17 protein-coding genes are annotated in these 20,971 nt (G+C 70.9%); 7 read left to right on the plus strand and 10 right to left on the minus strand.

The window, feature by feature from the left end:
* The first annotated feature begins 80 nt into the window (after positions 1-80).
* From arsB to H9657_RS04130, 3 genes are read left to right on the plus strand one after another with little or no spacing between them, the layout of a single operon-like run.
* Positions 81-1,211 carry an ACR3 family arsenite efflux transporter gene (gene arsB, locus H9657_RS04120; RefSeq protein ID WP_404813132.1) on the plus strand — a complete coding sequence of 377 codons (1,131 nt, stop codon included), beginning with the start codon at positions 81-83 and terminating at the stop codon, positions 1,209-1,211.
* Positions 1,208-2,236: a metalloregulator ArsR/SmtB family transcription factor gene (locus H9657_RS04125; protein ID WP_191780576.1), complete on the plus strand. Its 1,029-nt coding sequence runs from the start codon at positions 1,208-1,210 to the stop codon at positions 2,234-2,236. Before arsB ends, H9657_RS04125 begins: the two co-directional genes overlap by 4 nt.
* A 15-nt stretch (positions 2,237-2,251) precedes the next feature.
* Entirely contained in the window at positions 2,252-2,716 is a 465-nt protein-coding gene (locus H9657_RS04130) for an arsenate reductase ArsC (RefSeq protein ID WP_191780578.1), read from the plus strand.
* Positions 2,717-2,740: 24 nt separating this feature from the next.
* On the opposite strand, the gene H9657_RS04135 is transcribed toward H9657_RS04130, so the two are convergent.
* From H9657_RS04135 to H9657_RS04150, 4 genes are all read right to left on the minus strand, one after another.
* Positions 2,741-4,549 carry an FUSC family protein gene (locus H9657_RS04135; protein WP_191780580.1) on the minus strand — a complete coding sequence of 603 codons (1,809 nt, stop codon included), beginning with the start codon at positions 4,547-4,549 and terminating at the stop codon, positions 2,741-2,743.
* Between the two features lie 92 nt (positions 4,550-4,641).
* Positions 4,642-5,103 (minus strand): hypothetical protein, encoded by a 462-nt coding sequence (locus H9657_RS04140; RefSeq protein ID WP_191780582.1) that lies wholly within the window; start codon positions 5,101-5,103, stop codon positions 4,642-4,644.
* 106 nt (positions 5,104-5,209) lie between these two features.
* Positions 5,210-5,830, minus strand: a complete 621-nt coding sequence (locus tag H9657_RS04145) for a hypothetical protein (protein WP_191780583.1) — start codon at positions 5,828-5,830, stop codon at positions 5,210-5,212.
* Between the two features lie 46 nt (positions 5,831-5,876).
* Positions 5,877-6,461, minus strand: coding sequence for a TetR/AcrR family transcriptional regulator (locus tag H9657_RS04150; protein WP_191780585.1), 585 nt, complete (start codon positions 6,459-6,461; stop codon positions 5,877-5,879).
* A gap of 101 nt (positions 6,462-6,562) precedes the next feature.
* Between H9657_RS04150 and H9657_RS04155 the strand changes: the two genes are divergently transcribed.
* The 3 genes from H9657_RS04155 to H9657_RS04165 all read left to right on the plus strand — a co-directional run bounded on the left by H9657_RS04155 (position 6,563) and on the right by H9657_RS04165 (position 9,878).
* A complete protein-coding gene (locus tag H9657_RS04155) occupies positions 6,563-7,426 on the plus strand; it encodes an alpha/beta hydrolase family esterase (RefSeq protein ID WP_191780587.1) in 864 nt (287 codons plus the stop codon).
* 136 nt (positions 7,427-7,562) lie between these two features.
* Entirely contained in the window at positions 7,563-8,282 is a 720-nt protein-coding gene (locus H9657_RS04160) for a lysoplasmalogenase (protein ID WP_191780589.1), read from the plus strand.
* A gap of 69 nt (positions 8,283-8,351) precedes the next feature.
* On the plus strand, positions 8,352-9,878 hold the full coding sequence (locus H9657_RS04165; RefSeq protein WP_191780591.1) for a glycosyltransferase family 39 protein: 1,527 nt from the start codon (positions 8,352-8,354) through the stop codon (positions 9,876-9,878).
* A gap of 319 nt (positions 9,879-10,197) precedes the next feature.
* Here H9657_RS04165 and H9657_RS04170 read toward each other — a convergent pair whose 3' ends face one another.
* Positions 10,198-10,629, minus strand: coding sequence for a hypothetical protein (locus tag H9657_RS04170; protein WP_191780592.1), 432 nt, complete (start codon positions 10,627-10,629; stop codon positions 10,198-10,200).
* Positions 10,630-11,236: 607 nt separating this feature from the next.
* Here H9657_RS04170 and H9657_RS04175 point away from each other — a divergent pair.
* The gene (locus H9657_RS04175) at positions 11,237-11,488 is read left to right on the plus strand and encodes a hypothetical protein (RefSeq protein WP_191780594.1); all 252 of its coding nucleotides are present in this window, start codon (positions 11,237-11,239) and stop codon (positions 11,486-11,488) included.
* Between the two features lie 934 nt (positions 11,489-12,422).
* Here H9657_RS04175 and H9657_RS04180 read toward each other — a convergent pair.
* From H9657_RS04180 to H9657_RS04200, 5 genes are all read right to left on the minus strand, one after another.
* Positions 12,423-13,568, minus strand: coding sequence for an SIR2 family protein (locus H9657_RS04180; RefSeq protein ID WP_191780596.1), 1,146 nt, complete (start codon positions 13,566-13,568; stop codon positions 12,423-12,425).
* Between the two features lie 197 nt (positions 13,569-13,765).
* A complete protein-coding gene (locus H9657_RS04185; protein ID WP_191780598.1) occupies positions 13,766-17,194 on the minus strand; it encodes a DEAD/DEAH box helicase family protein in 3,429 nt (1,142 codons plus the stop codon).
* Between the two features lie 92 nt (positions 17,195-17,286).
* Complete coding sequence (locus H9657_RS04190; protein WP_191780600.1) at positions 17,287-18,219, minus strand: restriction endonuclease; 933 nt, start codon at positions 18,217-18,219, stop codon at positions 17,287-17,289.
* A 2-nt stretch (positions 18,220-18,221) separates the two neighbouring features.
* Positions 18,222-19,370, minus strand: coding sequence for a restriction endonuclease subunit S (locus H9657_RS04195; RefSeq protein ID WP_191780602.1), 1,149 nt, complete (start codon positions 19,368-19,370; stop codon positions 18,222-18,224).
* Positions 19,367-20,848 (minus strand): type I restriction-modification system subunit M, encoded by a 1,482-nt coding sequence (locus tag H9657_RS04200; protein ID WP_191780604.1) that lies wholly within the window; start codon positions 20,846-20,848, stop codon positions 19,367-19,369. The genes H9657_RS04195 and H9657_RS04200 overlap by 4 nt, the downstream gene beginning before the upstream one ends.
* Between the last annotated feature and the right edge of the window lie 123 nt (positions 20,849-20,971).

The following is a 20,971-nucleotide window of genomic DNA, read 5'->3' on the forward strand; positions in this document are numbered from 1 at the left end:
CGCGACGCGGACGGCAGGTTCACGACGTGTTCATCTGCTGCTGGTTCCGCCGCTGTCTTGATCGCTGTCAATATAGACATGTGTCGAAGCAGCGAGAGTCGTCGAGGACCGGGACCGTCGCCCCCACCGAGCAGGTCGCCGCCCCGCGCCTGTCGACCCTCGACCGCTGGCTGCCCGCCTGGATCGGCCTGGCCATGCTCGCCGGCCTCGGGCTCGGCCGGTTCGTGCCCGCCCTCGCGGACGGGCTCGCACGCCTCGAGGTCGGCGGGATCTCGCTGCCCATCGGGCTCGGGCTGCTCGTGATGATGTACCCGGTGCTGGCGAAGGTCCGCTACGACCGGGTGGCCGCCGTCACGGGCGACCGCCGCCTGCTCGTCAGCTCGCTCGTCCTCAACTGGCTGGTCGGGCCTGCGCTGATGTTCGCGCTCGCGTGGCTGTTCCTGCCCGACCTTCCCGAGTACCGCACCGGCCTCGTCGTCGTGGGCCTGGCGCGGTGCATCGCGATGGTCGTCATCTGGAACGACCTCGCGTGCGGGGACCGTGAGGCCGCCGCCGTGCTCGTCGCGATCAACTCGGTCTTCCAGGTCGTCGCGTTCTCGCTCCTCGGCTGGTTCTACCTGACGGTCCTGCCCGCGTGGCTGGGCCTCGACACCCAGGGGCTCGACGTCTCCGTCGGCGAGGTCGCGCTCAACGTCCTGGTCTTCCTCGGCGTGCCGCTGGCCGCCGGGTTCGCGTCCCGCTGGGTCGGGGAACGCACGCGCGGGCGCGACTGGTACGAGTCGGCGTTCGTCCCGCGGATCGGCCCGTGGGCGCTGTACGGGCTGCTGTTCACGATCGTGCTGCTCTTCGCGCTGCAGGGCGACGCGGTGACCCGCCGCCCGCTCGACGTCGCCCGGATCGCGCTGCCGCTGCTGGTCTACTTCGCGGTCATGTGGGGCGTCGGCCTCGCGGCCGGCAAGGGCCTGCACCTCGGGTACGCGCGCTCGACGACGCTCGCCTTCACCGCGGCCGGCAACAACTTCGAGCTCGCGATCGCCGTCGCGATCGGCACGTTCGGCGCGACGTCGGGGCAGGCGCTGGCCGGGGTCGTCGGACCGCTCATCGAGGTCCCGGTCCTCGTCGGGCTCGTCTACGTGTCCCTGTGGGCGGCACGCCGCTGGTTCGCGACCGACCCGTACGCCGTCCCCACCCCTGCGGAGGTCCGCCCATGACGACGCCGTCCACCCCCGTCGCCGACACCGGCTGCACCCCCCGGCCCGGCCCCCGCCCCGACGCGCACGCCATGGGCGCCGGGGCGGCGACCGAGGTCGCCACCGTGCTCAAGGCGCTGGCGGACCCGCTGCGTCTGCGCATGCTGTCCTTCATCACCACGAGCCCGACCGGTGAGGCCTGCGTGTGCGACATCGGGGGCGTCGCCGACGTCTCCCAGCCCACGGTGTCCCACCACCTCAAGGTGCTCAAGGACGTGGGGGTGCTCACCTCCGAGCGGCGCGGCACGTGGGTCTGGTACCGCGTCGCGCCCGGCGTGAAGGGTGCGGTGTCCGCGCTCCTGGACGCCTTCGCACCGGCCGCCGTCGACACCACGCCTCCCCGCGACCGCCCGCTGACCGGGCTCGCGGACGTCGACGCGACCCTGACCCGCGTCGCCGACGACCTCGCCGCCCGCTTCCCGGATCTCGTGCCGGACCTCGTGCTGCGCACCGTGCGCGAGTCGTACGCGGCGCTGGCGCGCGGCGCCGGGGTGAGCGCGCACCTCGTCCCGACCGCGCAGCGGTTCGCCGCCCAGCGCCTGGCCGACATCACCCGCGTCGCGACGCCGGCCGCGGCGCGCGTGCCGCAGGTGCTGTTCGTGTGCGTCGCCAACGCGGGCCGCTCCCAGCTCGCCGCCGCCCTGCTGCACCACCACGCCGGCGACGCCGTGGTCGTCCGCTCCGCCGGGTCCGCACCCGCCGGTGCCGTGCACGCCGCGGTCCGCCCGCTGCTCGACGCGCTCGGGACCGACGCCGACGCGGTGTTCCCCAAGCCGCTCACCGACGACGCGGTCCGCGCCGCCGACGTCGTCGTCACCCTGGGCTGCGGCGACACGTGCCCGGTCCTGCCCGGCAAGCGCTACGAGGACTGGGTCGTCGGCGACCCGGCCCTCGCCTCTCCTGAGGGCGTCGCGGCCATCCGCGACGACATCGACGCCCGCGTGCGCGCCCTGCTGACCGAGCTGCTGCCCACCACCGCCCCCTGAGACCGAGGAGCACCGATGACCGAGACCACCGCCGGGACCGAGACCAGCACCGAGATCGCCACGGGCGCCGACCGGCCCAGCGTGCTGTTCGTCTGCGTCCACAACGCCGGCCGCTCGCAGATGGCCGCCGGGTTTCTCACCGCCCTGTCGGGCGGCGCCGTCGAGGTGCGCTCGGCCGGGTCCGCCCCCGCCGAGCGGACCAACCCCGCCGCGGTCGAGGCGATGCTCGAGGTGGGCATCGACCTGCGCGCCGAGCGGCCGAAGCTCCTCACGACCGACGCGGTGCAGGCGTCCGACGTCGTCGTCACGATGGGCTGCGGGGACGCGTGCCCGTTCTACCCCGGCAAGCGGTACGAGGACTGGGTGCTGGCGGACCCGGCCGGCCAGGGCGTCGAGGCGGTGCGGCCCATCCGTGACGAGATCCGCGCCCGCGTCCTGACGCTGCTCGGCGAGCTCGGCGTCCGGCCCGTCGAGGTCTGACCGATCGGGTCGCCACCCCGACGCTCAGGCGCCGGCCGGCAGCGTCCGCAGCAGGTACCGCTCGGCCGACCCGGCCTGCTCGGCCAGCCCCCGCAGGATCGACGACGCCGGTCCGGCGGCCGCCGGCGTACCGCCGGCGCGCTCGTCCGCGTCCGCCCGGCCGTCCACGCTCAGCGTGCGCACCAGCTGCTCCAGCTCACCGTCGGTCAGCCCTGCCCCTCCGGCCAGGACGCTCAGGTCGCGCAGGCCGGTGCGCAGCGCGTCGAGCGCGGCGAGCTGCCGGTCGTCGAGCTCGTCGCCGTCGGGGACCAGCTCGTCCTGCTCGCGCACGGCGTCCCGGAACAGGGCGAGCGTCTCGGGTCCCTGCGGGCCCGCGCCGCTCGACGCGCGCAGCGCCGCCGCCGTCGCCGTCGCCGCAGCCTCGACACGTCGCCGCAGCGGCGGCGGCCGGAACCCCGGGACCACGGCGAACCCGAGGACGACGCCCACCACCACCGCGATCACCGTGAGCACCACGTACTGCCGCAGCAGGTCGACCGCGTTCAGGTCACGGGTCACCGAGTTGAACCCGACGCTGACGACGACCATGAACGCACCGCCCAGCGCCGGGCGCGTGACGATGTACCAGAGCCCCAGGCACAGGGCGACGAGGGCGACCGTCACCAGGTAGCGCGACGGGACGACCAGCAGGACCACCGCGACCGTCAACGAGCCCACGACCAGGCCGATGATCTTGTTCCTCGCCTTGGTGACCGTGCCGCTCCAGCTGGCCTGCAGGATGCCGAACGTCGTCAGCAGCACGGTCGAGACCAGCGGGTCGCCCCGCTGCAGACGCGACGTGACGAGCAGCATCACCAGCACCGCGAGCGCGGTGCGCACCGCGTGCCGGACCTGCACCGACCGCAGCCGGGCCGACGGGTGCAGCACGGCGTCCTGGAGGTGGTGGCGCCGGTCGCGGTCGAGCCGGACCGGCGTGGTGTCGCGACCGGCCATCGCCTGCTCGACGGCGTCCAGCGCGCGGGCGGCGTCGGCCACACCCGCCTCGCCGCCCGTCGTCGCGGCCGGTGCCGAGTCGTGCTGCGCGCGGCCCGGCTTGGCCTTCAGCCGCGCGGCGAGCTCACCGGCCCGGGTCCGCAGCGCGGCCGTGGCGTCGGGGGCGGCACCCGCGAGCTCGGCACCGCGCAGGGCGACGCGGTACCGCGAGCCCTGCTCCAGCACGTCCGCGAGCCAGCGCGGCCGGCCGTCGGTGAGCCACGTGCCGAACGCGGTCGCCGTGGCGGCGCCCGGGTCGTCGGCGACGAGCACCGCCGCGACCTGCTCGCGCGTCGGCTTCGACGGGTCGGAGATCCCCAGCAGGACCCGCAGCAGGAGCGCCACGACCACACCGGCGACGGCGGCGGCGATCACCTGGCGGTGGTCCGCCCCGCCCTGGGGCGCGTAGCCGTACCCGAACACCGTCGTCATGCCCAGCCCCAGGCCGGCGTTGGCGAACCGCGGCCCGATCAGCGGGAGCAGCGCGGCCACGAAGACCAGCAGCACGACGAGCGCCATCGCCGCGGGCCGCGACGTCTCGGCCACCAGACGCGGTACCGCAGCGGCGACGACCAGCAGCGGCCCCATCACCGCGGCGACGCGCAGGTCGGGGCGCAGCGGGCCACCGATGAAGACCACGAGCGAGAACAGGCCGGTCAGGCCCCCGATGATCCCGGCGGGGCCGGCTCCCCAGTCGTCGGCGACCAGCACCGAGGGCACGACCACGATGATCATGAGCACGATCAGCAGCGGGCTGCCCCTGGGGCGCTTGCGCGCCGCTGTCTCCGCGGGGCTCGTCACGGGGGCCTCCTCGGACGTCGGGCCGCGCCACCTCCTTTGACCGTAAGCCGGAAGCGCGGGGCCCGCCACGGGCCGCGTCGTGAGCCCGGCCGTCAGGGCTGCGCGGACCCCTCGCCGGCCGAGCGCACCGACTCGGCCAACGCGTCGATGACCTCACGCGCCAGCAGGTCGGTCCGGGCCCGCAGCTCCCCGGTGAGCCTGCGCCCGGGCCTGCCCCCGACCGAGTCGGCGAGCGTCAGCGCCGCCTCGAGGTCGTTGGCCCTGCGTCGCCAGGCACTCGCACGCGCGGCGAACTCCGCATCCCCCGGACGGTCCAGCTCCATCGCCGCCGTCGCCTCCCGCACGACCGTCAGCGTGTGCCGCACCCGTCCGCCCGCCGAGCGCCTGGCCCGTGCCTGCGAGAACGTGCTCCCCAGCCGGCGCGCGTACGCGGCGGCCTTGCCGGGCGCGTCGGGGAACCGCTTGTTCAGCTGCTCGAGCCCCTCGAGCGCCGCCATGAGGCGCGGCGCCCACTTCATCGCCGCCTGTGCCAGCCTCGTCATCGAGCTCGCCATCGCCGGATCCTCTCGCGTGACGCGTCCGCCGTTGTGGGCAGTCGAGCACACCCGGCGTCGGCGCGCGCGTTGCCCGTGGGGCGACGCGAGGTCGGTGCCGGCCGGCTCAGGGCGACGGCGGCCCGACCGGAGCGCGCAGCCCGAGCGAGCCGAGCTCGAGCGCCGCGAGCGCGCGCACGGTCTCCGGGTCGCCCCGGCGCCACGCCGCGGCCGGGTCGTCGCTCACGCGGGCCAGGGCCCGGACCGGCTGCGTCGCCAGAGCGCGCAGGGCGAACAGGTCGAGGTCGGCTGCCGAGTCGAGGATGCGGCCGGCCGCACGCGCGCGGCGGACGAACCGGACGCGGAGCAGCAGCCAGACCCCCACGACGAGCACGACCGGGACGGCCGCGACGAGCAGTCCGAGCAGCAGCGCGAGCTGCGAGGCCCCCTGCTGGACCTCGACGCCCGCGCGGGCGATCGAGTCGGCCGCGCCACCCGCCGCCGTGAACGGGCCGCGCGCGTCGTCGCCGACGAGCGGGACGCGCCCGACGGCGTCACCGGCGGACGTCAGGCTCTCCGAGAGCGAGGACCCGGCGTCCTCGAGCGTGCGTCCGGGGGCGCCGAGCCGGCCCACCACCTCGTGCACCCACAGGCCCAGGCGGACCCACAGGACCACCCAGGCGACGACGAACAGGTCGCCGACGATCTGACGGCTGCGGCGCCACGGGGTCTGCGCATAGAGGGTCACGCGGGACATCCTGGCGTGCGCGCGGGTGCGACGCGCCGCGGGAGGCCTACCTGTCGTCGGTCCGCAGCCCGTCGACGAGGACGCGGACGTAGCGGTCGACGGTCCGCTCACCCGCGGGGCCCGCGTCCACCCCCGGGGGCAGCCGCAGGGCGTGCGCGATCCCGACGACGAGCCGCCGCACGTCACCGGCGTCGAGGTCGGCACGGACCGCGCCCGCCGCGCGTGCCCGGTCCAGCAGCATCGCGACGAGCCCGCCGAGCTCCTCGACCAACGGCTGGGGTCCGCACCCCTCGTCGGGCTCGAGCATCGCGGCGATCCCCGGGTCGACGCACTGCCCGCGGACGACGAACCCGATGACCTCGGCGAGCCCCTGCGCCGGGTCCGGGTGCGCGGCCGCCGTCCGGGTGGCCTCGACGACCCGGCGCATCCCGTCCTCACCGAGCGCCGCCAGCACCGCGCCCGTCGTCGGGAAGTGCCGGTAGACCGTGCCCACCCCGACCCCCGCCTCGCGGGCCAGCGTGGCCAGCGGGGGGACCGTCCCGCTGCGGCGCTGGTGCTCGCGTGCGACGTCGAGCAGCCGCGCGCGGTTGCGGGCGGCGTCGGCGCGCAGCGGTCCGGGGGCCTCGGTCACCGCGTCAGGCTACGCCAACCGGAGCGTCCTCCATTTGGAATTCCTTCCGTTTGTGGCATGCTGACGCCGAACCGGAACTTCTTCCAGATCGGAGCGGCCGCATGAGCCTCCAGGAACGCACCGTGGACGTCGACGGCCGCCGCCGCCGCTACCTCCTGCTCACCCCGCCGCACGTCCGCGCCACGAGCCCCCTGGTCCTCGTCCTGCACGGCTCGACGCAGACCCCCGCGGTCTTCCGCCGCGCCACGGGCGACCTCCTCGACACCCTGGCCACCCGCTACGGCGCCGTCGTCGCCTACCTCGAGGGGCACAGGCGCAGCTGGAACGACGAGCGCCTGCACGGGCGTCAGCCCGCCCACCGCGACGGCGTCGGCGCCGCCCGCCCCGCGACCGGCCTGGCCACCGAGCTCGGGCTCACCGACGACCGACCGTTCCTGGTCGGCTACTCCAACGGAGGCCGGCTGACGCTGCGGCTGCTGCACCGCACCCCCGGCCGCATCCGCGGCGCGGTCGTCGTGGCCGCCGCCCTGCCCGTGCCGGCGGAGGAGAACGCGACCGGCGTGGTACCCGGATCGGTGCCCCTCACCCTCGTGCACGGGACGGCCGACCCGGTCGTCCCGTACGAGGGCGGGCAGGCGAGGCTGCTCGGGCTCCTGCCCCGCGGCCGCGGGATCTCCGCCCCCGCGACCGCCCGCCACTTCGCCGCCCGCAACGGCCTCGACCTCACCCCCACCCGCACCGACCTCCCCGCGGCGGGGCGCACCCACGTCGTCCGCGAGGAGTTCGGCGCGCCGGGCAAGGACCCCGTCGTGCTGCTCACCGTCGTGGGCGGCGGCCACACCGTGCCCGGCCCGAAGGCCTGGTCGCGCGTCGTGGGCCGGACCAACACCGACGTCGACACCGCGGAGCTCGCCGCGGAGTTCTTCGGGTTCACCGCGGCGGTGCCGAGCGAGCTGGGCCGCTGACGGGTCGTGCAGCAACGGGTTGCGCTCTGACCTGCACGCGAGCACGCCGTGCGCGGTCTAGCATCGGCGCGCCGGGACGACGGGGTCCCGCACTGTCGGTCGCCGGGTGCACAGCCCCGCGGCGGAGGAGGTCGTCGTGGGACGCTCGCTGTCCATCACCGCGCGCATCTGGGTAGCGGTCGCCGTCGTGCTCGTGCTCGTCCACCTCACCGCCGAGGCGACGGGCGCGCAGGACCTGTCGACCGTGAGCCAGTGGACCCTGATGCCGGCGCTCGCCGCCGTCGTCCTGGCCGCCACGCGGCCACCGCGCGGCCGGCTGGTGCGCTGGGTGCTCGTCGCCCTCGGGTTCTCGTGGCTCGGCGACCTCGTGCCGTCGCTCGTCGCCGACGACCTGTCGTTCCTCGTGATGGTCGGGTTCTTCCTGCTCGCCCAGGTGGCCTACGTCGTGGCGTTCCTCCCCTGGGTGCGCAGGTCCGTGCTGCACCGGCGTCGGGTCCTGGTGCTCCCGTACGCCGCGGTGCTCGTGACGCTGGTGGCGCTGTGCGCACCGCACGCGGGGAGCCTCCTAGTGCCCGTGTGCGTCTACGGCGTGCTGCTCACCGCCATGGCGGTGCTGGCGACCGGGCTCGGACGGGTCGCGGCGCTGGGCGGGGCGATCTTCCTGGTGAGCGACGCGCTCATCGCGCTCGAGGCGTTCGTGCCGTCGTGGGACCTCGCGGGTCAGGGGTTCTGGGTCATGCTGACCTACACCGTGGGGCAGGGCCTGCTCGCCGCTGCGGTCCTGCGCCACGACGCCACCGAGAGCCGCGCGCCGGACCAGCAGCCGACGGGCGACGACGTGGTCGCGCGCGTCTGAACCTCCGCCGTCGGCGGCCGGGACGACCGGCCTGTGGCAGCACCCGCCACGCGCTGCGACGCTGGCGGCATGGCTCGTGCAGGCCACAGGGGGGCGGCGCGCACGCAGGACGGGCGCGCCACGGCGTGGGCGGTCGCCTGCGCGGCCGGCGTCCTGGCGCTCGTCATGCGCTGGCGCCTCCTGGGCGGTGCCGCCGGGCTGCGCGCGTACCACGGCTACGACGACGGCGTGTACTTCTCCGCGGCCGTCGCGCTCGTGCACGGCCGGCTGCCGTACCGGGACTTCCTGCTGCTGCACCCACCGGGGGTCGCCCTCGCGCTCGCCCCGTTCGCCGCCCTCACCCGCTGGGTGAGCGACCCGAGCGCGCTCGCCGCGGCGCGGGTCGGGTTCCTCGTCGTCGGCGTGGTGAACACCGTGCTCGTGGTGCTGCTGGCACGGCGCTGGGGCACGGCCGCCGCCGTCGTCGCCGGCGGGCTCTACGCCCTCTCGGCGGCCGCCGCGCAGGCCGAGCACCTGACGCTGCTCGAGCCGCTCGGCACGCTGACGCTGCTGGTCGCCGTGTCGCTGCTGCAGCGGGCGCGTGCCCCGGACGCCTCCCGCTGGTGGTGGTACGCGGGCGGGCTCGTGCTCGGGCTCGGGCCGACGGTCAAGATCTGGAACGCGGCGCCGGTCGTCGTCGTGATCGCCTGGGCGGCGTGGACCGCAGGCCGCCGGCCGGCGCTCCGGGTGACGGCCGGTGCCGCCGCGTCCGCCCTGCTGGTCGTGCTTCCCTTCCTCGTCGCCGCGCCCACCGCGACGGTGCGCATGGTGCTGCTGGCCCAGCTGGGCCGGCCACGGACCGCGACCACGGTCCTCGATCGGCTCGAGGGCATCACCGGGACCGGCACGGCCCTGCACGACGCCGCTGCACCGGCGCGGGCGGCCGTCACGGGCGCCGTCTGCGTGCTCCTCGTCGGCGCCGGGCTCGCCGCGTGGCGGCGTCGGCGGGCGCGGCTGTGGGTCGCGGTCCTCGTGGCGCAGGTGGCGGTGGTCCTGGCCGCACCGTCGTACTACGCGAACTACGCCGCCTACAGCGCGGCCGCCGTGGCGCTCGTCCTGGCCGCGGGGGTGTCGCTCGTCCCCTCCGGGCACCGGGTGTGGGTCGCGGCGCTGGCCACCTGCGCGCTCGGGCTGACCACGGGTGCGCTGCGGGCACCGCCGCCGGAGCTGCGTCCGCTGGCCGAGGCCCGCGAGCTCATCCCGGCCACGGGCTGCGTCCGCGCCGACTCCCCCGGCGCGCTCGCGGTGCTCGACGTCCTGTCCCGCGACGAGGAGCAGGGGTGCGCCACGCGCATCGACGTCTCCGGCCAGACGTACCTCGTCGGCACGCGCGACGACCAGGGCCGGCCGGTCTCGCGCCGCCACAACGCGCGCTGGCAGCACGACGCCGTCGCGTACCTCACCTCGGGATCCGCGGCGGTGATCGTGCGCGGCAAGGGCAACGGCCTCGACGACACCACGATGGACCGGCTGCGGGCAGGGGGCGTGCTGGTGCAGCTGCCCGACGTGCGGCTGCTGCTCCCGACATCGGCACCGTCACCGGCCGGGAGCGAGTGACGGGCGGCACTCCGCCCGCACGATGCGGCGGCCACGGCGGGGGAACGACGAGGGGCAAGGCCGTCCGTCCGGGTAGCGAGAGGTGCTGTCCGGCATCGAGCACGGTGTCAGCAGGTCGAGGAGCTACTGCCGGCGGATGACGTACGCGAGCGTCTGACGGGCGATCTCGAGGCAGCCGAGCCACCACTGATGAGCGTTCGGCCAACGATCGACGAGCTCGTCCGCGAACCACAGATGGACGCGGGTTCTATCAGCGCAGCGCTCCAGTAATGGCCACTTCCTTTACCGAGAGGCGCGCTCCAGCTCCGCCGATCGCACATCACCGCGTCGGTATCTCCGAGACGGGGCGCACGGCCGCGTGCTCGATCGTGAAGTGACGGAGCAGCTGCAGCGCTCGGTCGCTGACGCACAGGTACACCCTGCCCACGAGCGTGATGTCGTCGCCGGGAGTACCGGTGGGGACCAGGCGATGCCACGTCGGCATGCCCAGCCCGTCCGGGTGCAGCTGATCGAAGACGTCGGACGTGGTGACACGCACCGGCGCGAGTTCCCAGCCAGTCAGTGGTGACGCTGACAGGGCCTGGGCGAGCCTGTCGCTCACCAGCCAGTACCCGGCCGTCTCGGTGATGTCGTCGCCGGTCCAGTCGTCGAACTCGTAGGTGAGCTCACCGACGAGGTGCGGGTCACGGGTGACGTCATAGTCGACGCCTGGACCGAGGCCGCCGTCCACAGCGGGGCCGAGCCAGTACATCGTCAACGCTCCCTTGGTCGGAACACGTGGCCGAGCATCTCATCGATCCGGATCGCCTCGTCTAGAACGTCCTGGCGTGCCGGCATCACGGTCTCCACCTCGAATCGGCGGTAGAAGACGTTCCACTCCTTGCGAACAGCGCTCAGATGTACCGCACTGTTCACCGTTCTGGGGATTCCTCGAGCGCCGCACCACCGGCGAGCAGTTATCCGTCCGCCTCAGGAAGAGTGAACAGGCGCACGACCTCGACCTGGAAGTCGGTCAGCGGTGGGTGCTGACTCACGCGGCCCGACCTGTCGCTGCCTTGATGCGCGGCTCCCACGCCGCGCGCACAGCCTGAGGGAGAACCAGGTCCGACCACACGCGACCAGCGGGGCACCGTCGACCGCGGCGGCGATGTCCTCAGCCGTGCCCTCGACGAGCAGCTGCTCGTAAGCCCGGGCGCGAGCGCGACGGTCCCCGAGGTCGACACATCGATCCTGGGCGGACCACGCCACGTGCAACGGCAGCTCGGTGCGGCCCATCCGCGCCGCCCGACCGCTGGGGCTCCGACGCGTGGATCGCCGACTACAGCCGCCGCACCGCCATCGAGGCGATCTTCGGGAACATGAAGGCCCGCGACGGCGAAGGGGTGCAGCGCGGCTGGATCCGCCTCGTCGGGCTGGCCGCCACCGCGATCATGACCGCCTTCGCGATCGTGCACTACAACCTGCGCGCAGCCCGCAAGTGGGCCAAGCGCACCGGGTTCCAGGGCGACGACATCCTGCTCGCACGCGACCGCGCGATCGCCGGGTACGAGGAGATCCCCCTCGACGACGACGAGCCGCCCGCGGCGCTGAGTCCGCCCACCGCAGCCTGACCCCGGCGACAACCCGGCACCCTCGACAAGCCCACGGCCACAGGCCGGTGGGCCCATCGTCGTACCCAGACAGAGTCGTCTGAGTGAGCCAACGCCGGCTCGCGCCGATCGTCCAGCCACGAACGGCCCGAACGAGCCCTGCCGGAACGACTGAACCCCCCGCGAGGAGCCCTTCCGGGCCCCTCGCGAGGGGTTCTGTCACTTCAAGGCACTGAGTTCCGTCAGTACCCCGCGGCGGGGTGGTGACACAACTGCTCTCAAGTGCGCGAAGACCCAGGCGAGAGGAAGACCGTCACACCAAACGAGCGAAGCGCTCACACCGCAATGCGCTGACCAGGGCTATCGGACCGAGGAGCCGGTGCCCGAATCGCGCGCCTCCTCGCAGGCGGGCGCGGGCTAGGCGATCACCGTGACTCCACGCCGCTGCACTCGATACCGGAGATCGGCACCTTGCAGGGGGCGCAGGGCCACCGGGGCTGTCCCCACTCGCACCGAGACGCTCGGGTCCCGAGACCCGGCGTCCTGCACGCACTTCCGATCCCCAGCGCTACACCGGACTCAGGATCGCGAACCGCTCACCGTCGATGTCTTCGTACCCAGCGAACCGGTAGGGGTTGCCTCGCTCAGACCCGCGCGTGACCGACGACGTCGACTCGTATACGAAGTCCGGCGCGAGGTACGACCCGGGCTTCGTTGTAGGACTCGATGACTCTGCCATCTGCCCGGCCACCACGGACGATCGCTCGCATGGTTCCCCCTCAATGCGGTCAAGTCCAACGCTGCACGTTCCACCCATCTCGGTGAGTATGCCTGTGGTGGGCGGGTATCGGCTGCTTGTCGCCATTGCGATGGCCACGGCACCCACCACGAGCTCGCCAACTCGCCGCCCGGTGGCTGCGGCGCATCCGCCAGCCCGAGCAGCACAGCGGGGCAGCTACGAGCTGAACGCGGTCCAGGCGCTCGACTCTCTCAGTGCGTCCGCGCCGTCTCGGAAGACGGTTAGCCAGTCCGAGGAGTCACCGTCCTCCGCGCCCCACCCCATCGCTCGCTCGACGTCTCTTGTCGTTGGACTCGCGCCGTAGGTCGCGACCAGCACTCTGGGCTTCCCGCTGGCCTCCCGGTCAGCGAAAGTGGCACGCAAACGCTCGTTCACGCACGAGTCCCTGAAAGAGTAGCCGATGATCAACCAGTAATTCGCCTGCGCGAGGCGCTCCTCAAACACTTGATACGCAAGCGAAAACGGATACTGCTTGACATGGTCGGACTTGTCACGTTGATTTGCTAGGACGACGACAGGGCGCTCGTCAAGTTCGCCATCGCGGACGGCCTTCCACAGGCCATAGGTCTCGAGGAAACCAGTGTCGAGTTTGGCATACACATTCGTGTTGGGGTCCGCCCAGAAGGACAGGCTTCCGTGCAAGTGGAGGAGTTGCACCCGCCGGTCGCTCGGGAAGTCGCTGGCCGCCCGTCGGAGCGCTGGCACCTCGTATGTTGCCGATCCAACGGAAACGCGCACCTTGCGATATCCGTGGCCCATGTCAGCAAGCTCGGCGGCGCACGTCTCCAAGAGAGCAGAAAGAAGAAGTGTGTCGTAGTTTAGGTTGCCAATGGTGATGCGGCCCGAGAAGCTCCCAACTATCGCACGGCACAGCTCAAAAAGCCCTTGCGCCCGATCATATTCAGTCCGCGACCGCTCGAAGATCGTCTCGAGAACGTGACTGATTCCCAAGTCCCGCACCTGGCCTGCGAACTTGGCAACCCGATCAAGAGCCGAGGCGAGTTCTTCATCTTCCGGCACGAAGATCTCTGCCAGATTGGACAGGTACCGCATAGTTGCACCTTCTGCGCCGAAGGCTCCGACCAGCGTCTCGAAGTCCCCGTCGGTCCAGGCCCCGTCCGGAAGAGCGCGCTCTGCGATCTGCTTCATCGCGGACACGGCCTCTGAACCGCCACCTGGAATCTCCGCAATGCGCTCTAGCAGCGCTGCTGTCAGCGACGGCAGGGCGAGTTCTGGGTTGTAGGCGATGCTGAGACCGTTTCCAACTAGGACCGCGAGGTTGCGGCTCAAACCCGGAGACATCCGTGCAGCGTCTAACAAGTCACCATTTACCATTCCGTCCACACCCCTTTGTTGACGACTAGTCGAGAGGCGCGATTCAACGCCGCCGCCGATGCTTGCGAAGCGAGTATCCCCGGACAACGCCTGACACCCGCTGACTAAGCAAGGTTGCCGAGCCTGCGGCCGCAGCCACAAACTTAGTCTCGGCTCGAGGCAGACTATGAAGCCACAGGGACCTCGGCTGTCGCATTGAGGTGGCGGATCCGATCGATTATTCGATCGATCTCGACCCCGTCGAATACGTCGTCGGGCCCACCCGGAGCGTCGTCGGTGAACGGCGACTCCCAGAGCACTTCGGGCTTCATGACGCCGTTGTATGCGAGGTCGGCGACGACAAGGTGGATGAAGTCGATCTGCTCGGCTGTGTACGTCGTTCCTGAGAGGAACTCCCCGAACGCTTCTTCGACGGCCGATCGCTCGAGGCCGACCAGCGACCGAATGAAGACACCGAGCCCACCCTCGAAAGCCTTAGCCTCGGCGATCTCGACGTCAGTGCCAGCCCCGGACTCGGCGAGCATGCGCTCGAGTTCGTCAAGGTCGGTCGGTGTGAGCTGACGCCCGCGGCGCACTTTCTGCAGGGCGGTGTGGTCCTCGTGGGCGCGCAGGTAGGCGCGGGCCTTCGCGCGGAACCGTTCGGGGTCGACGCCGACGTGCGGCCGCCCGAGGTCGACCATCTCGAACTGCCCAAGGGTGTCCTCGAAGTTGGTGTAGATGATCGGCTGCTTGGTGCGCGCGAGCAGCCGGACCAGGGAACGCACCCGTCGACGTGCGAGCTCCAGCATGGGGACGGTGACGTCGACCCACCACTCGTCGCCTGCGAGGTCCTCGAGCAGGACGGCCTGAGCCTTGATCTGCGGGATGCTGGTCTGTTCCAGCAGCCCGGAGGCGATCTGCTGGACCTGGCGCCGCAGCCGGTCGGTGGCCAGCGTCGGGTCCAGCACACCGAGCTGGAGCTTGAGCATGGTCAGGTCGAACCGCTTGGCCTTCTCGTCCTCGTCGACGACCGTGGTGGGCAGTCCGGCGAGGTGCTCGACAACGTCGCGGGCGGTCTGCTCATCAAGCCCGGGCCACGCCTCTCGCACGCTGAACCGCTCGACCCAGGGTCGGTGTGGGCGGACGACGAAGTTGTCGAGGGTCATGCCGGCGACCTTGTCGTGAAGCGAGCCCTTGAGGTCGTCGCGCAGGGCGGGCAGTGCCGTCGTGCCGTCGTCGCTCTCGTCCGCTGTCGTGTCGACTGTCAGCTGCTGGACGCGGAGGAGCAGCTCGACCTGGGCCGTGAAGATCTGCTGGGACACCGACTGCTGGACCGAGCCCTCGTGCCCGGTCGGGTTCTGCCCGAAGTACTCGAGGTTCTGGCAGAAGTCGAAGACGTAGAACTCCTTCTTGTCCTGCCCCGGCCCGAAGAGGTCGGGGCGCAGGCGGGTGCCGCGGCCGATCATCTGCCAGAACTTCGACGACGAGCGGACGATCTTGAAGAAGACGAGGTTGGCGACGTCGGGCACGTCGATGCCCGTGTCGAGCATGTCGACGCTGATCGCGATGTGCGGGGCCTTCTCGGTCGTGGCGAAGTTGTCGATGAGCGACTGCGCGTACGTCGCCGAATAGGTGATGACGCGGGCCCACTCCCCCTTGTACTGCGGGTAGGCGTGGTCGAACCGCTCGGCGATGAACCGGGCGTGGGCATCGTTCTTGGCGAAGATGATCGTCTTGGCGATCCGATCACCGCCCGCGACCCGCAGGCCGTGGGTCATGAGCGTCTGGAGCACCTTGTCGACGGTGTCGGTGTTGAACAGCCACTTGTTCAGCGCGTCGGGGTCGACCTCGTCCGGCGGGCCGTCCTCGCCCCACTCCAGCGCGTCCCACTCGTCCTTCTCCGCCTCGGAGAGCTCGGCGTACCGGATGCCCTCACGCTGGAACTTCAGCGGCACCGAGATGGGCGTGGGCGGCACGAGGTACTGGTCGGCTACGGCCTGCTCCAAGGAGTAGGCGTCAGTGGGCACGCCGTTCTCGAGGTGGAACAGCTCGTAGGTGTTGCGGTCGATCTCGTCCTTGGGCGTGGCGGTAAGCCCCACGAGCAGCGCGTCGAACCAGTGGAAGAGCGCGCGGTACTTCTGGTACACCGACCGGTGCGCCTCGTCGACGATGACGAGGTCGAAGAACCCAGGTCCGAACTTGCGGGTGCCCTCCGAGCGGGTGTCGATGAGGTTCATCATCGTCGGGTAGGTCGAGACGAAGACTCGGCCCTCGCCGCCCCGGTCGGTCACCAGGTTGACGGGTGACGACTCTGGGAGATGTTCCTTGAAAGCATCAGCGGCTTGCTTCACCAGGGCCTTCCTGTCGGCCAGGAACAGCACGCGCCGCACCCAGCCGGCCTTCATGAGCTGCTCCACGAGCGCGACGACGGTGCGAGTCTTGCCCGACCCCGTCGCCATGACCAGCAGCACCTCACGCTGGTTGTCCGTCTCGAAGGCCTTGTCGATCGCCCGGATCGCGCGCTGCTGGTAGTACCGCCCCGCGACGTTCTCGTCGATCGGCGCCGTCAGCAGGCTCGCGCGGTCGCCGCGCTGACCGATGAGGTACGCCAACTCGTCCTGCGTGCGGAAGCCCGCGACCTTCCTCGGCGGGTAGCCGGCCCCGGCGTGGTCGTCCCACATCCAGTGCTCGTGCCCGTTGGTGTAGTAGACGACCGGGCGACGCGCGTACTCGGCCTCGAGCGCGTCGGCGTAGAGCTTGGCCTGCTGCTGCCCCACCTGCGGGTCGCGGCGTGTGCGCTTGGCCTCCACGACGGCCAGTGGCCGCCCGTCGGCACCCCAGAGCACGTAGTCGACGAACCCGACGCCCTGCACGTTGGGCATGCCGGCGACCTCGTGCTCGATCGTGTAGTTGGGGCTGCCGTCGGCGGCGTCGCGCACCCACCCTGCCTCTTCGAGCAGGGTGTCGATGAAGAGGTCGCGGGTCGTGGCCTCGTCGTAGTCGTGGGTGTCTGGGACCGCCTCGTTCGCGGCCTTGGCGGCGGCGACCTGCGCCCGGAGCGAGGCGAGCTGCGTCTCCAGTGAGGCAGTCTTCTCGGCGGCTGCGGCGAGTTGCGCGTCCTTGTTCTCCAGGTCCGCGGCGAGGGACTGGAGCTGGGCCTGGGTCTTGGCCTTGGTCGCCCCCGGGTCGGGCACTGCGGCGACGTCGAACTGCAGGCTCGCCGGGATGCTCCCCGGGTGCTTGGTGTACGTGCGGGCGTACCAGTACAGGACGTGGAAGAGCTGCTGGAGCGTCACCACCGCGTCCTGCCCCGAGGCGGCGTGCGTCGAGTGGACGGCGGCGTTGCCCTTCTTGCGGACGATCTCCATCTTCGCCTGGACGTCGTTGCCTACGAGCTGCCGCAGGGTCGGTTCGTGGATCATTCCCGACAGGTCGGCCTTGTACGGCTGCTTGAGCGAGGTGTCGTACTGGAACACCCAGGTGAGAGCGACCTCCAGGGCACGGCGCGAGTAGAAGCACGACGTGCGCGGGTCCACCCTGGCGAACTGCTCCGCTCGCGCGGCCTCGGCGAACACCACCGGGAACTCGTCCCGCAAGAACCCGAAGTTGGTCACGTGCTCCCCTAGTGCGGCGCTGCCATCGATCGCCCGAAGCATTGCAGAACCTGGACGCGGACAGATGGAGGCGAGGGGGTGGAAGTGCCGACCTACTCGAAGAAGTCCTCGTCGACCTCGACGATCTCCACCCGTCGGCGGACCTGGGTCCCGACCCGGTACCGGATCATCAGCTTGGCCAGCTCCTGCCCGTCGACCAGCACGACGCTCTTGCTGCTCCGGTCCGCGGCGTCCTCTGCGTCCTTCGTGAAGCGGCTCGTGGTGAAGAAGACCCCGAAACTCGCCCGCTGCGTGTCGAGGGACCCGAGGAAGGTACGCACCGTGTCACTGTCGACGGACGCGTCACGGAACCGCTTGGCCTGGATGTAGATCCGGTCCAGCCCGAGCGCGTCGCGGTTGATGACGCCGTCGATACCGCCATCGCCGGAGCGGGTGGTGCGCAGCCTCGCGCCCTCCGTGCCGTACCCCATGGCGGTAAGGAGCCGGCGGACAGTGCGCTCGAAGAACTGCCAGTCCCCGTCACGGAGCCGCTGCAGCAGGTCGACGGCGACGCTCTGCTCGGTCGCGGACTCGGCGGCGTCGAGCAGCTCGTCGGGATCGCTGGTGACGTCAGCGACCGCGACGGGTGCGTCGTCATCGATGGCTGCCACCGCACGTCGCTTGACCTCGTACTCGTCCCACGCGGGGAGCGCCTGGAGATCGCTCTGCGTGAAGCCCTGCGGATGGCTCGCAAGGAACTCCCGACCGGCATCGGTAATGCGGAACACGCCGCGGCGCACCGTCTCCAGGAGCCGAGCGCGCGTAAGAGCGGACTTCGCCCAGCCAACCCGGTTCTCCGCAGCGAAGTTGCCCGACGCCTCGTACTGGACCGCACGCAAGTCATCAGACACGCCGGCGAGGTCGAGCACCGCTGAGTAGAGGTCCCGGCGAGCCCACTCCTTGCCGTTCGAAGCCACTTGAAGCACCGGGTGCATGAACTGCCACCACTGTGGGATGCCCAGCTCCGTCGCGTTCAGTTCGGACACGGCTACAACTCCCCTTGGAACGCGCGGGATTGGAGAGACCCGAACAGCTCGTCGTCCGCCGCGAGCGCGCGTCCGACGACTGCGCGCTGGGCGTCCACCGCGGCAACCCTAGCCACGTACTCCTTCTGCCGATCGAGCCCCGGTGTCGGTACTGGCATCGCCTTGATGATGCCCATGTTGAGGCCGTCCATGATCGAACCCTTGGTCTGGCGGCGAAGGTGTTCCCGCGAAGTCGGGTGCCACAAGAAGGACGCGCGGAGGAACGCTGGCTCGACGCGCGACCTGTCGGCCGTGATGGCGCAGATGTGCTTGGTGTTGATGGCCGTCGGAATGCCATCCGGGACCACGACGCATCGACCGGTCGTCCCCATGATGCTGATGAGCACGTCACCAGGTTGCACCGTGTACCGCTTGAGCCGCTCGTACTTTGCCGGGGTAATGAATCGACGTTCGCCCCAGCGAAAATCGTTTCCCACTACATTGTCAAGACCCAGGACAGCGACACCCTCGTCCACGAACTCGCTGTGGAGCAACTGACTGCCGAACGGTCCGGTACGGATACTGCTGCCGATGTCTGCCACCGTCGCGGTCGCTGGCTCCCCCTCAAACATCGCGTGGAACGTCGACTCCGCGAGCGCGTCGAGGTGGGCGAGGACCTGGCGGCGCTTGGTGCGGATCGCGCCTGCCTGGTCGAGGATCGCCGCGATCCGCCGCTGCTCCTCGATCGGCGGCAACGGGATCTCAAATGCCGCCAGTGCGCTCGGACTCAACCTTGGTAGGTTCGCGCCAGTCGCACGCGTTGCTGCGTACTGGACCACGGAGGGCTGCCGAAGATAGTGCGTGAGGTAATCGCGATCGAGACGCATCCCAGGCCTGATGGGCAGAATGTCGGTGCTCGACACTCCGTCGAACTCAGGGCGCGCAATCTTCCCCAAGTTTGGGCGGAGCTTTCCGAACAGTACGTGGTCTCGGGAGAACCGAAATTTCGTGCTAGCCAGCCCTGCCGCCCCTACCGTCTCGTAGCTGATGATTCGGCCACCGCGCTCAATGTGCTCGAGTCCGAGGTAGCGCGTATCCGGGGGTAGGTCTGATGGGTCAACGCCAGCCCGCTCAATGGTCGCAACATCGCCAAGATGCACCGTCGGAATCATCCGAGCATCGCCTCCAAGGCCTCGACGCCCTTAGCGATGTCGTCGTTGAGTACCTTGATGTCGGCGATGATCTCTGCCGGCACCCGGTGCTCCACATGCGCGTGAACGGTCTCCTTATACCTGTTCAGCGACAGGTCGAACCCCTGGGCGGCGATGTCCGCCTTGGACACCACGAACGACTGCTCGGTGCGAGCGCGGTCGCGCTCCGTCGTCGTGCGCTTCGACCACCTGGCCAGCACGTCCGGCAGATCGTTGGCCTCGACGGGGTTCCGCTTGTCGTCAAGCGAGTACCCGTCAGCCCGCACGTCGTAGAACCACACGTCGTCGGTGCCGCCGGAGTCGGTGCGCGTGAAGATGAGGATCGCCGTCGAAACGCCGGCGTACGGCCTGAACACACCCGACGGCAACTTGATGACGGCGTCGAGCTTCTGATCCTCGACCAGCGTCCTGCGCAGCGCCTTGTGCGCCGTTGACGAACCGAACAGCACCCCGTCGGGCACAATCACCGCCGCCTGGCCGCCCGGCTGCAGCAGCCGCAGGAACAGGGCCAGGAACAGCAGCTCGGTCTTCTTCGTCTTGACGACCTTGAGCAGGTCCTTGCTGACAGCCTCGTAGTCCAGCGAGCCCGCGAACGGCGGGTTCGCGAGGATCAAGGAGTACTTCCCCTCGTCACCGCCAGCCGCCTCCGAGAGGGAGTCGCGGTAGCGGATGTCCGGCTTCTCAACGCCGTGCATGAGCATGTTCATGCTCCCGATGCGCAGCATGGTGCGGTCGAAGTCGTACCCGTGGAACATCGACGAGTGGTACCGGGTCCGCTGCGCTCCGTCGGTCAGCACGGCCGGGTGGTGCTCGCGCACGTACTCGCTCGTGGCCATGAGGAAGCCCGCCGTGCCGCACGCGGGGTCGCAGATCTCGTCCTGCGGCGAGGGGGCCATGAGCTGCACCATCAGCTCGATGATGTGGCGCGGGGTGCGGAACTGACCGTTCTGGCCAGACTGCGCGAGCTTGCCGAGCATGTACTCGTACAGGTCGCCGTTGGTGTCGCGGCGGTTCATCGGTACGTCGCTGAGCAGGTCGACAACCTTCGCCAGCAGCCCCGGCGAGGGGATCGTGAGGCGCGCGCCCTCCATGTGCCCGGCGTACGTCGAACCGTCTGCGCCCAGAGTGCGCAGAAACGGGAAGACGTGCTTGTCCACCAGGTCGAACGCCGTCTGCGGCGCCTGGTTCTTGAAGTACGACCAGCGCAGGTGCGCGTACGGCACGCCGGTGGGGGCGTCACCGTCAGGGAAGAAGCGCTGCGCGACCGGGGTACCAAGGCGGTTGGCCTTGTTCTCCTCGGCCGTCTGCAGGTCGTCGAGACGCCGGATGAAGAGGAGGTAGGTGATCTGCTCGATCACCTCGAGCGGGTTCGAGATCCCCCCAGACCAGAAGGCGTCCCAGACGCGGTCGACCTTGCTCTTCAGTTCGCCGGTGATCACGGTGCAGAAGCCTACCCACGCGCATCCGGGACCCATGGTGGCCCCGGGCACCGGCGCGAGCCGTGCGACTCCGAGCGGCCCGCTCGGGCACCCCGTTCCGTCACACTCTCCACAGACGTGCCT

The organism is Cellulomonas avistercoris (assembly GCF_014836445.1).
Lineage (GTDB): Bacteria > Actinomycetota > Actinomycetes > Actinomycetales > Cellulomonadaceae > Cellulomonas > Cellulomonas avistercoris.